Here is an 11,661-nt window from a genome sequence, read left to right on the forward strand (position 1 = left end):
TCCGGTTTTCTCACACGCTCGCTGCGGCAGCGGCGGATTCGGCGTGATACTCCAACACGCCGGCGACGGCATGGATCACCGAGGCGATGCGCACGGCGCTCTGGATCTGCTCGCGGCTGATGCCACCGTCACGCAACTTCTTCTCGTGCGAGGTGATGCACATTCCGCAGCCGTTGACGGCCGACACCGCCAGCGACAGCAGCTCGAAGTCGAGCTTGTCGATGCCCGGGTTGCCGATGATGTTCATGCGCAGCCGGGCCGGCATGGTCGAATACTCGCCGTCTTCCACCAGGTGGAGGAAGCGGTAATAGATGTTGTTCATGCCCATGATCGCAGCGGCCGCGCGCGCAGCGTTTACATGCGCGTCATCCAGGTGCGGCTTGGCCCACGACTCGATGGCGAGCGTGAGGTGCGGGTTGCGGGCGGCAATCGCCGTCGACAAGGCGACAGCGGCAATCTGCTTTTCGTTCAGGCCAGGGGCGCCCTGGGGAGTGAGCACGCTGCCGATATTGAGCTTCAGATCGCGCGCGTAATCCGGCAGCTGATCGCGGATCGTTTCGAGAGACATTACTAATCCTCCACCAGTTTTGTGGGGATGCCGGCGCGGAAAATCCGCGCCGGCATCGATCATCGAGCGATTGACGCTGTGGCTTAAGCAGCCTGCAGCGTGTCTTCGCCCTTCTTCCAGTTGCAGGGGCACAGCTCGTCGGTCTGCAGAGCATCGAGCACGCGCAACACTTCTTCAGGGCTGCGGCCGACGTTCAGGTCGGTGACGTACGCGAAGCGGATCACACCCTGCGGGTCGACGATGTACGTCGCACGCTGCGCGACACCGGCTTCCGCATCGAGCACACCGAGCGCCGAGGTCAGCTCGCGCTTGATGTCCGAGAGCATCGGGAACGGCAGGTTGCGCAGCTCTTCTTTGTCCTTGCGCCAGGCGAGGTGCACGAACTCGGAATCGGTGCTCACGCCGTAGACGACGGCGTCACGGTCCGCGAACTCCTTGTTGAGCTTGCCGAACGCGGCAATCTCGGTCGGGCAGACGAAGGTGAAGTCCTTCGGCCAGAAGAACACGATCTTCCACTTGCCGGCCGAGCTGTTCGAATCGAACGGCTGGAAAGCGTTGTTCAAATCGTTCGACACCACGCCGGTCAGCGAGAACTGCGGGAATTTCTGTCCAACACCTAACATGTATCACTCCTCCATCGACAATTACTTTGCGCTGGCTTTCGGCTGGGCGCGGTTTTGAAAAACGTGCCGTGAAGAACCCCGGCTTTGGAGTCCTCTGCGGCGACGGATGCAATTATGCGGGCGGAACCTGCAATCGCCAATCGATTGTTTCGGTATTTTTGATAGACTCCGCCTATGAGGCTATTCTACCCATCCTTCGTGACGATTGGGGTTACTCGCCCATGAACCTGCGCGACCTGCGTTATTTCGTGGCCCTCGCCGATACCAAGCACTTCGGCAAAGCCGCCGAGCGCTCCTTCGTCAGCCAGCCGACCTTGTCGGCGCAGTTGAAGAAGCTGGAAAACTACCTCGGCGTGCAATTGATCGAGCGACAGCCGCGGCGGGTAACGCTGACCGAGACCGGCGCGAAGATCCTACCGCTCGCGCGCCGCATCCTGCAGGAGAGCGACGAGATCATCTCGCTGGCCCGCAACGAACATGACCCCTTATCCGGCAAACTCAAGCTCGGATTGATCCCGACCATCGGTCCCTACCTATTGCCATTGGTGGCTCGACGGCTGCGCAAGCAGTTGCCGCAGCTCAAAGTGATGCTGTACGAGTATCAGACGCAGCAGCTGCTCGAGAAATTGCGCGACGGCGAGATCGAAGTCGCGATCCTGGCGCTGCCCGTGCCCATGGACGGATTGGAATCGCGCGAGCTGTATCACGAGGACTTCAACGTCGCGGTGCCCAACAATCACCCGTTGGCGAAGAAGGCGCATATCAAGCTCGACGATCTGAGTGGCGAGACCTTGCTGCTGCTCGAGGACGGCCACTGCCTGCGCGATCAAGCGCTGGATGTGTGCAATCGCATCGACGTGAAAGAGAACGAGGACTATCGAGCCACCAGTCTGGAAACGTTGCGACAGATGGTGGCCGCCGGCCTGGGCATCACATTACTGCCGGATCTGGCGACGCGCGGTCCGTTCGGCTCGGGTCAAGGGCTCGCGGTCAAAGAGTTCGCGCGGCCCGTGCCTACTCGTACGGTCGGCGCGGTCTGGCGCAAGAGCACTTCTCGCACCGAGGCAATCAACGCGATGTGCGAAGTCATCAAAACGGCGATGGCCGAATGATCCACCTGCTGAGAAATCTGGCGCTTGTATCCATCGTGCTGATCGCCGCTGGCTGCGATCGTATCGGCGCACCGGTGCGCGTGGACGATGCATGGGCCAATGCGACGCCAGCAGGCGCTACAGTCGCGGCCGTGTATATGAAGATCACGACCAAGGACGCCGACACGCTGCTGTCCGCGACCACGACCGTTGCCGATCACATCGAAATGCACACCAACAGCGAACAGAACGGCATGATGCAAATGCGGCCGCTGTCGAACGTGCCGCTCGAGGCTGGCGAGCCGTTCACCTTCGCTCCGGGCGGCGCCCACTTCATGCTGGTGGAATTGCGCCAGCCACTGACGGCCGGCCTGCGCTTCCCGATGACGCTGCAGTTCCAGCATGCCCCGGCGCAGACGGTGCAAGTGCAGGTCGTTGAACTCGGCAGCCGCTAAGGGCGTTTACTAGCTACACATGTCCAATCCGCCCGCCCTTCCGAGTCCCGCCGACTTACACGAAGACCAGATCGTCGCGCTATTGCGATCGGGGGCACACGCGGCGCTATTGAGTGCGTACTTCGGCGAGTTCGAGTATCGCGAGCTGGCGCAACTGGCGAAGCTCTCGGCCACTCGCGGCAACGGTCGTGGCGAGGTGGTGTTCATCCTGCCCGGCATCATGGGCTCGCGCTTGGGATCGTTGCGGCGACGAATAACGTCGTTGCTTTGGCTGCATCCGATGGCCATCGCACAGGGCGGGCTGTCGCAGCTGGCATTGCCGGCCGGAAAGTCGCTGCGTGCGCTCGGCGTCATGCTGCCCGGTTATCTGAAACTGCGCCTGTCGCTGGAGATCGCCGGCTTCCTGCCGGTGTTCCATCCTTTTGACTGGCGCGCCGATCTGGAGACCCTGGCTCGGGCACTGACGCGCGCCATCGAGAAATCCGGCGCCCGCAAGGTGCACATCGTCGCGCACAGCATGGGCGGCCTGGTTGCGAGAATCGCGTTGGCGAACGATCGCGACCGGCGCATCCAACGGCTGGTGCAACTCGGCGCACCCAACCAAGGATCGTTCGCGCCGGTGCAGGCCATGCGCGCCGCTTATCCGACGGTTCGCAAAATCGCCGCACTCGATCAGCTCAGTACGGCGGAGCAACTCGCGCGCACCGTGTTTCTCACGCTGCCCGGCCTCTATCAAATGTTGCCGTCGGCGCTGACGGCCGATGAGCCGAATCTGTTCGACCCCGCGCAGTGGCCCCAGGACGATCTCGCGCCCGATGCCGCGATGCTGAACCGGGCCGGCAAAGTGCGCAGCCGCATGCCCCCGCCCGATGAACGCTGCGCCGTCATCGTCGGCACGAATCAGGAAACAGTGACGTCACTACGATTGTGCGACGGCGGCTTCGAATATTCAGTCCGGCGCGATGGCGATGGCACGGTGCCGCTGGCTCGCGCGCTCTGGGAAGGTGCGGATACGTGGTTCGTTCAGGAGAATCACGGCGCGCTGACCAACAATAATGAAGTGCTGGCCGCGGTCAGCAACATCCTGAAGGAAGGAACGACGGGGCGACTGTCCACCACGCGACCTGCGCCGGCAAACGAGATCGTCCGCACAGTCAGCGACACCGAGTTGCGGGCGGCAGCCACACAAAAGGTGCATTGGGATCGCCTGACGCTCGACAGTCGCCGGCGCATTTTAGATCCCATTATTACTCCAGAGTTCAGTTCGGCGGTTCCGGTGGTGCCCCGCACTGCTTAGGTGTACGCTAGCTCACCGATCGAGTAATCACCGCGCCGGCAACGTTTCAGCGCAGTGTCGTCGTTGATAGGGGGCTAAGTAACGGTGCAACCAACCGATACTGCAAATCCTGACTATTATCATCGCGTCGTCGATTGCCAATGGGCGTGCCCCGCTCATACGGACGTTCCCGAATATATCCGCTTGATTGCGCAGGGGCAGTTCACGGCTGCCTATCTCGTCAACCGTGAATCCAACGTTTTCCCCGGCATTCTGGGCCGAGTCTGCGACCGGCCTTGCGAGCCCGCCTGTCGACGCGGCCGCGTCGAAGCAGAGCCGGTCGCCATCTGCCGTTTGAAACGCGTCGCCGCCGATCATCGCGACGACGTGCGGCCGTATCTGCCGAAGGCGCCGGCCCAGAAGAATGGCAAGCGCGTCGCCTGCATCGGCGCCGGGCCCGCTTCGCTCACCGTGGCCAACGATCTCATGCCGCTGGGTTACGAAGTCACGATCTTCGAGAAGTGGCATACACCCGGCGGACTCATGCGCACCAATATTCCGTCGTTCCGGCTGCCGGAGCAGGTGCTGGCCGAGGAGATCGGCTATATCGTCGATTTGGGGGTGGATCTGCGTCTGGGCTCACCGGTGTCGAGCATGAAACAACTGCTCGCCACCGGTGAGTTCGACGCCGTGTTCGTCGGCAGCGGCGCACCCAAGGGCAAGGATCTGAATTTGCCCGGACGCAAGGATCCGGGCGCCGCCGCTCATATTCATATCGGCATCGACTGGCTGGAGTCCGTGGCCTTCGGCCACGTCAAGAACATCGGCCGGCGCGTGTTGATCATCGGTGTCGGCAACACTGCGATGGATTGCTGCCGCTCCTCACTGCGGCTGGGCGCGGACGATGTGAAAGTGATGGCGCGCAAACCGCGCGGTTTCTTCAAGGCCTCCGAGTGGGAGCTGGAAGATGCCGAAGCCGAGAACGTCGAGATCGTCGTGAATCACGCGCCCAAATCGTTCGTCATCGAAGCCGGCCGGCTCACCGGCATGCTGTTCGATGTCATGGAATACGACCTGGATGCGAACGGCCGCATCACCGCGGAGCGCGTGGCCGGCGAGAAATTCTTTGCCTGCGACGATGTGATCCTGGCCATCGGCCAGGAGAACGCGTTTCCCTGGATCGAGAACGACCTGGGCATCGAGTTCGATCAATGGCATGTGCCGAAGGTCGACCAGACCACGTTCCAGTCGACGCGGCCGGATGTTTTCTTCGGCGGCGACGCGGCATTCGGGCCGAAGAACATCATCTGGGCCGTGGCGCATGGCCATCAGGCCGCTATCTCGGTTCATAAGTACTGTCAGGACCAGGATGTAACTCAGCGCCTGCCGCCTACGCTGAACCTGTCCAGCCGCAAGATGGGCCTGCACGAGTGGGCCTACAAGAACGACTACAACCCGCTCGAGCGGCGGCTGATGCCGCACGTCGACCTGAAGGAGCGTTTCAAGAAGATCAATATCGAGGTGGAGCTGGGCTTTACCGCCGAGCAGGCCGCCGCCGAAGTGCAGCGCTGTCTGAACTGCGATGTGCAGACCGTATTCGACGCGCGCCTTTGCATCGAATGCGATGCCTGCATCGACATCTGCCCGGTGGATTGCCTGACAATGACGCCGAACGGCGCCGAGGCCGAGTTGCGGCAGCGTCTGAAAGCCCCGTCATTGCGCGCCACGCAGCCCTTGTTTGTATCCGCACCGTTGCAACATACGGCGCGGGTGATGGTCAAAGACGAAGACGTCTGCGTACATTGCGGACTGTGCGCCGAGCGCTGCCCGACGGCGGCGTGGGATATGCAGAAGTCGAAAATCCGCATTCCTTATGCGAGCGACGAGACCACTCCATGCAGCACGCAGCCAGCCCAGACTCGCCGGACCGCATAAACGACTTCGTCATCAAGCTAGCGAACGTCAACGGCACCGGCTCCGCCAGCGCCAACACGCTGCTGATGAAATCCATGTTCCGGATGGGCATTCCGGTCATGGGCAAGAACTACTTCCCTTCCAACATCCAGGGACTGCCGACCTGGTACGAGATCCGCATTTCGCGCGACGGCTATGTCGCCCGCTCCGGGCGCATCGACTTCATGGTGGCGATGAATGCCGAAACGTACGCGAAAGACGTGAAGGAAGTCAGTCCCGGCGGCTACTTGCTCTACGACTCGACGTGGCCCCGGCCCGCGCTGCTGAAGCGCGACGACATCACTATATTCGGCGTGCCGCTGGCTCGCATTTGTAACGAGACTTTCCAGGGCGTGCGCTCGCGCATTCTGCTGAAGAACATCGTTTACGCCGGCGTGCTGGGCGCGCTGCTCGACATCGAGCTCGATGTCATGCGCTCGCTGCTCGGCGAGAGCTACGCGAACAAGAAGTCGCTGCTCGATTCCAACGTCAAAGCGCTGGAACTGGGCTACAACTACGCCAAGGAACATTTCCCATGCCCGTTGCCCCTACGCGTGACGCGCATGGACAAGACGGCGAATCACATCATGATCGACGGCAACACGGCGGCGGCGCTCGGTTGCATGTATGCCGGCGCCACGGTGGGTGCGTGGTATCCGATCACCCCGTCGACATCGTTGATGGATGGCTTCAAGAGCTTCTGCCAGAAGTGGCGCATCGATCCCGAGACGGGCAAGCGCAACTACGTGATCGTCCAATGCGAGGATGAGCTCGCCGCGATCGGCACCGTCATCGGCGCAGCCTGGAATGGCGCTCGCGCGTTCACACCGACCAGCGGCCCTGGCATTTCCTTGATGAACGAGTTCATCGGGCTGGCCTACTACGCCGAAGTGCCGGCGGTAATCTTCGACATCCAACGCGTCGGCCCATCGACAGGCATGCCGACGCGCACCCAGCAATGCGACCTGATGATCGCAGCGTACGCCTCGCACGGCGATACGCGTCACGTGCTGCTGTTCCCGAACAGTCCGGAAGAATGTTTCTATATGGCCGTGCACGCGTTCGACCTCGCCGAGCGCCTGCAGACGCCGGTGTTCGTCATGTCCGATCTCGACATCGGCATGAACGACTGGATGTGTCCGGATCTGAAATGGGACGACGCCTACGCGCCCGATCGCGGCAAGGTGCTCACCACAGAGCAGTTGGAGCAGATCGACAAGTTCTACCGCTACTTCGACAAAGACGGCGATGCCATTCCCTATCGCACGCTGCCCGGCACGCATCCGAAAGGCGCTTATTTCACACGGGGCTCGGGTCACACGCAGTACGGCGGGTATACGGAAGATTCGACCGAATACCAGATCGTGCTCGATCGTCTGAAGCGCAAGTTCGATACTGCCAAGACGCTGGTGCCGAAGGCCGTGCTCGACAGCCGCGGTCCGACGAGTCTCGGCCTCCTGTCGATAGGCAGTTGCGACGGCGCCGTGCGTGAGGCGCTGGATCTGCTGCGTCGTCGCGGGGTGCAGATCGATTACCTGCGGGTGCGGGCTTTCCCGTTCGGCCAGGAGGTCGAGGACTTTCTCGCGTCGCATTCGCAGGTCTTCGTGGTCGAGCAGAACCGCGACGCCCAACTGCGCAGCCTGCTGACGCTGGAAACGGCAGTGGAAAAAGCCAAGCTGCACTCCATCCTGCATTACAGCGGTCTGCCGATGTCGTCGAGCGTCATCGTCGATGGCGTGCTCGCATCCATTCCCGAAAAGCGTCTCGCCGTGGGGAGCTGATCATGAGCTTCATCGCCAAGCCAAAGATCGCGCATCCGGGCCTTCCCAAGAACGAGCTCGGCCTGACCCGCCGTGACTACGAGGGCGGCATGTCGACGCTGTGCGCCGGCTGCGGGCACGACTCGATCACCGCCGCCATCATCGAAGCCTGCTGGCAGATGTCGATGCGGCCGGAACAATTGGTGAAGTTGTCCGGCATCGGCTGCTCATCCAAGACGACCGCGTATTTCGTCGGCGGTGGCCACGGCTTCAACTCCGTGCACGGCCGCATGCCCTCGATCGCGACCGGCGCGATCGCCGCGAACAAAGACCTGCACTACATCGGCGTTTCCGGCGATGGCGACACGCTGTCCATCGGCTTCGGCCAGTTCGCGCACGCGATGCGGCGCAATCTCAACATGCTCTACATCGTCGAGAACAACGGCGTGTATGGGCTGACCAAGGGCCAGTTCTCCGCATCCGCCGACATCGGCTCGAAAGCCAAAAAGGGCGAAGAAAATCTGCAGCCGCCCATCGATCCGGTGCTCGCCGCGCTCACGCTCGGCGGCACGTTCGTGGCTCGCAGCTTTTCCGGCGATAAAGAGCAGTTGGTGCCGCTGATCATCGCCGGCTTGAAGCACCGCGGTTTCGCGCTGATCGACGTGCTGTCGCCGTGCGTGACGTTCAACGATCACGAAGGCTCGACCAAGAGCTACGAGTTCGTGCGCGACCATTACGACGAAGTCGTGCACGCGGACTTCGTTCCGCCGGCGCGTGAGATCACCGCACAGTACGCGCAAGGCGATACGATGCCGGTCACCATGCACGATGGAAGTCGGATCCTGTTGCGCAAACTGGATCCTTCCTACGATCCGACGCATCGAGGTCAGGCGTTCAACTATCTGCGCGACAAGCTGGCGCAGAACGAATATGTCACCGGGCTGATCTATATCGACGAGAAAAGCCCGGACTTTCACGAAGTGAGCGGCACGACCGCCCTGCCCGTGAATCAGCTGCCGTTTGCGAAGCTGACGCCCGGATCGAAGGGGCTGGAGAAGATTCTGTCGCGCTACCGCTGAGGCGGCGCGCTGAAATCGAACAGCACTTCGGACTTTTCGTAGACCTTGCTGATGCGCTCGCCATCCCATACGTAGGCCAGCGCGGCGCCCGCCATCGGAATGCTCACTGCCTGCGGTTTGAACGCCGCGATGCATTCGCCGCCCTCGTGTCGAACGCTTCGATACACGAGCCCCCAGTGGCCGTGGTCACGCAACGGTTTGGCAAACGCCTGCGACGGACTGTAGTCGTCGGGCTGATGCAGATGATCGAAACGCGGGCTGCGCACATCCAGGAACGGTTGCACCGGCCGGTTCACGTAAGCTCGCATGTCGACTTCGCAAGGACTCTCATTGGTCGACGCCATGAATATGCCGCGGTGATAGGCAGTCTCGCGCACCGCCGTCTCCAGCGTGTGCCCGGCATAGTAGACGCCGAAAGTGCCGTCGCTGAACCGGCTTGGAAATCCAGTATGTGTGAATGGAGCCATCACGATGGTGGCGCCTGGCCCATGCACTCGATCCTCATCGGGCATCACCGGCGCTTCGCCGCTCTCGTCACGCAGGCGGTCGTTGGTCAGACCTTCGATGAAATAACCCAGCTCCCTCTGTTGCGGCGGCAGAATGTTTTCGAACACGTTCACCGGCGGGTGCCGGGACGCGACGATTCGATACATCTTCTGCCAGCGGAGCGTGACCGCGCGTGGCTCGGCCGTCATCCGCGCTGCGCGTCCAGATAACGACGCACATCCGCCAGGTCGACGACGCGACCGGCAAGCATGCGCTCGAGCGCCGATTTGCCGCCGAAGCCGTGCGCCGAATTGGGCTTCTTCACCCACGCGTCGGCGACTTCCTGCGTCGGCAACAGAATATGCAGCGCCTTATAGATGCCCATCACATAGCTGATGCGCTCCAGGGTGTCCGCGGATACCCTCGCAGCCCGCTCGCTTTTCCACTTGAAGAAGGTCGAACGGGGCGGCGAGCCCAGCAGCACCCGCTCTTCTTCGGCGCCCAGGCGCCAGGCGGCAGTGATATTGAAGAAGGCCGTCAGGGCGGCGGAACCTAGCTCGTCCGGGTCGAAACCGGCGCGCTCGAGACTATGAGGCTGCATCATGGTCCAGTCCTCCAATGGAGTAACTGCGAAATTACTCCATTTTTGGACTGAACGCCAGTGCAATCCGGGGATCTGTAGATCGGACATGGGTCACCTTTTCAGTGCGGCGTGCAGCCGCCTGAGGACTCGCCGCGGATGGCGGCTCAACTCGCGGGGATCGATGGCCAGCACGCGGTAACCCATGTCGGTGAGGAATTTCAGGCGTGCATCGGAGGGAGACAGCTCGACGACCAGAGCCTGCTCGGCGAACAGGCACTCGACCACGAACGGGCCGATTTCACATTGACGGGTGGAAGGGAATTCGCGCAGCTCGCGAGCCGCGAGCAGTTCAGCGAGCGCTTGCGACTCGCGCGCGATGCGCTCTTTCGCACTTCGATCCTTGAAGTCTTTTGTCAGCATGGAGCGCAGCGTACCTGCCGCGCTCAGCTCGAATCAGTGCAATTAACTGGCGGATTGCCGAGAAATTGCCACAACCAGTACCACGGATTTCAGCGTTGCTTGCCCAACCACAGACGGCAGACCGTTGCATTACGTTCAATCGCTGCACCGACGCGGCGGTGTTGCAGCCCTCGCTGCATACAACGCGGGTCCTGGGCCCACTGCAGAGCGTAGACCATCGGATCCAAGCTGGCGTTCACCAGCTCCCGTAAATGCTTGCCCCATTGCTTGGATTTCATAACAACCTCGCGTCTCTCCGATCCAAGAACGTTCCGCTCGCGTAGGCAGTTCCGCAGCCTCAGTCCGAGACATCGGCACAAAAGTGCCGCCGTTTAGCGACAGGGCGCACAGAAACGGAAAGTCCCGGCGGTACCGGGTCTGGTTTCCGACCTGCAGTGCGCTCGACGAAACTTTGCCGATCGCCGCACACAAAACCGTCATTTGACCGCCGTCCTTTTGAATTCTCGGTATGAGTCGTGCGATCGCTTGGTTATGATCAAACTCTCGATAACAAATACGTCGTCCGCTGTTAGCGATGGGGAATGCGTCATGACATCCACTCTGTTCGATCTCACCGGCAAAGTCGCGGTGATCACCGGCTCGAGCCGCGGAATCGGTCGTGCGATCGCGGAGCGCATGGCGGAACATGGCGCGAAAGTCGTGGTCAGCAGCCGCAAGCTCGATGCTTGCGAGGAAGTGGTCAAAGCCATCAAAGACAAGGGCGGCGAAGCGATCTCGCTCGCCTGCAATATCAACCGCAAGGAAGATATGCAGAAGCTGGTCGACGACACGATCAAACAATGGGGCGGCATCGACGTGCTGGTGTGTAACGCCGCGGTCAATCCGTACTACGGTCCGTCCATCGACATGCCGGACGATGCGTACGACAAAGTGATGAACAGCAACGTGCGCAGTAACTTCTGGTTGTGCAACATGGTGCTGCCGCAGATGGCGCAACGGGGCGGCGGCTCGGTGATCATCATCTCATCGATCGCCGGCATCCTCGGCTCGCCGACACTCGGCGTGTATGGTCTGTCGAAAGCGGCCGACATGGCGCTCGCGCGTAACCTGTGCGCCGAGTGGGGACCGAAGAACATCCGCGCCAACTGCATCGCGCCCGGCCTGATCCGCACCGATTTCGCCAAAGCTCTGTGGGACGATCCGAAAGTGTACGAGCAGACCGTGAAGGTCTATCCGCTGCGTCGAATCGGCGAGCCCGATGAAATTGCGGGCGCCGCCGTGTTCCTCGCCGGCCCGAGCGGCTCGTTCATGACGGGCCAGACCATCGTGATCGATGGCGGCGGCGTCGTCGGCCGCGGCGGCTAGCG

Annotated in this window: 13 protein-coding genes; 7 read left to right on the plus strand and 6 right to left on the minus strand. The window is 61.7% G+C overall.

Annotation, left to right across the window (positions count from 1 at the left end; translation table 11 throughout):
* Window positions 1–10: 10 nt before the first annotated feature.
* Both GYH35_RS22565 and GYH35_RS22570 read right to left on the minus strand, forming a co-directional pair.
* The gene (locus GYH35_RS22565) at window positions 11–568 is read right to left on the minus strand and encodes a carboxymuconolactone decarboxylase family protein (RefSeq protein WP_161829552.1); all 558 of its coding nucleotides are present in this window, start codon (window positions 566–568) and stop codon (window positions 11–13) included.
* A gap of 83 nt (window positions 569–651) precedes the next feature.
* Window positions 652–1,191, minus strand: coding sequence for a peroxiredoxin (locus GYH35_RS22570; RefSeq protein WP_161810402.1), 540 nt, complete (start codon window positions 1,189–1,191; stop codon window positions 652–654).
* A gap of 221 nt (window positions 1,192–1,412) precedes the next feature.
* Here GYH35_RS22570 and GYH35_RS22575 point away from each other — a divergent pair, with 221 nt between their 5' ends.
* From GYH35_RS22575 to GYH35_RS22600, 6 genes are all read left to right on the plus strand, one after another.
* Window positions 1,413–2,303 (plus strand): LysR substrate-binding domain-containing protein, encoded by an 891-nt coding sequence (locus GYH35_RS22575; RefSeq protein WP_161810401.1) that lies wholly within the window; start codon window positions 1,413–1,415, stop codon window positions 2,301–2,303.
* Window positions 2,300–2,737, plus strand: coding sequence for a copper chaperone PCu(A)C (locus tag GYH35_RS22580; RefSeq protein ID WP_161810400.1), 438 nt, complete (start codon window positions 2,300–2,302; stop codon window positions 2,735–2,737). The genes GYH35_RS22575 and GYH35_RS22580 overlap by 4 nt, the downstream gene beginning before the upstream one ends.
* A gap of 19 nt (window positions 2,738–2,756) precedes the next feature.
* Window positions 2,757–4,034, plus strand: a complete 1,278-nt coding sequence (locus GYH35_RS22585) for a lipase family alpha/beta hydrolase (RefSeq protein ID WP_161810399.1) — start codon at window positions 2,757–2,759, stop codon at window positions 4,032–4,034.
* 84 nt (window positions 4,035–4,118) lie between these two features.
* Window positions 4,119–5,948 carry an FAD-dependent oxidoreductase gene (locus tag GYH35_RS22590; RefSeq protein WP_161829553.1) on the plus strand — a complete coding sequence of 610 codons (1,830 nt, stop codon included), beginning with the start codon at window positions 4,119–4,121 and terminating at the stop codon, window positions 5,946–5,948.
* Window positions 5,909–7,747, plus strand: coding sequence for a 2-oxoacid:acceptor oxidoreductase subunit alpha (locus GYH35_RS22595; RefSeq protein ID WP_161810397.1), 1,839 nt, complete (start codon window positions 5,909–5,911; stop codon window positions 7,745–7,747). Before GYH35_RS22590 ends, GYH35_RS22595 begins: the two co-directional genes overlap by 40 nt.
* A gap of 2 nt (window positions 7,748–7,749) precedes the next feature.
* Entirely contained in the window at window positions 7,750–8,805 is a 1,056-nt protein-coding gene (locus tag GYH35_RS22600; RefSeq protein WP_161810396.1) for a 2-oxoacid:ferredoxin oxidoreductase subunit beta, read from the plus strand.
* Here GYH35_RS22600 and GYH35_RS22605 read toward each other — a convergent pair.
* The 4 genes from GYH35_RS22605 to GYH35_RS22620 all read right to left on the minus strand — a co-directional run bounded on the left by GYH35_RS22605 (window position 8,796) and on the right by GYH35_RS22620 (window position 10,572).
* Window positions 8,796–9,500 (minus strand): RES family NAD+ phosphorylase, encoded by a 705-nt coding sequence (locus tag GYH35_RS22605; protein ID WP_161810395.1) that lies wholly within the window; start codon window positions 9,498–9,500, stop codon window positions 8,796–8,798. The two genes, GYH35_RS22600 and GYH35_RS22605, sit on opposite strands and share 10 nt — an antisense overlap.
* Window positions 9,497–9,895: an MbcA/ParS/Xre antitoxin family protein gene (locus GYH35_RS22610; protein ID WP_198683052.1), complete on the minus strand. Its 399-nt coding sequence runs from the start codon at window positions 9,893–9,895 to the stop codon at window positions 9,497–9,499. Before GYH35_RS22610 ends, GYH35_RS22605 begins: the two co-directional genes overlap by 4 nt.
* A gap of 90 nt (window positions 9,896–9,985) precedes the next feature.
* The gene (locus GYH35_RS22615; protein ID WP_161810394.1) at window positions 9,986–10,294 is read right to left on the minus strand and encodes a DUF559 domain-containing protein; all 309 of its coding nucleotides are present in this window, start codon (window positions 10,292–10,294) and stop codon (window positions 9,986–9,988) included.
* Window positions 10,295–10,383: 89 nt separating this feature from the next.
* Complete coding sequence (locus GYH35_RS22620; RefSeq protein ID WP_161829554.1) at window positions 10,384–10,572, minus strand: hypothetical protein; 189 nt, start codon at window positions 10,570–10,572, stop codon at window positions 10,384–10,386.
* Window positions 10,573–10,882: 310 nt separating this feature from the next.
* Here GYH35_RS22620 and GYH35_RS22625 point away from each other — a divergent pair, with 310 nt between their 5' ends.
* A complete protein-coding gene (locus GYH35_RS22625; RefSeq protein WP_161810393.1) occupies window positions 10,883–11,659 on the plus strand; it encodes an SDR family NAD(P)-dependent oxidoreductase in 777 nt (258 codons plus the stop codon).
* Window positions 11,660–11,661: the final 2 nt, after the last annotated feature.

Origin of the sequence: Steroidobacter agaridevorans, assembly GCF_009932555.1 — a bacterium.
GTDB lineage: Bacteria > Pseudomonadota > Gammaproteobacteria > Steroidobacterales > Steroidobacteraceae > Steroidobacter > Steroidobacter agaridevorans.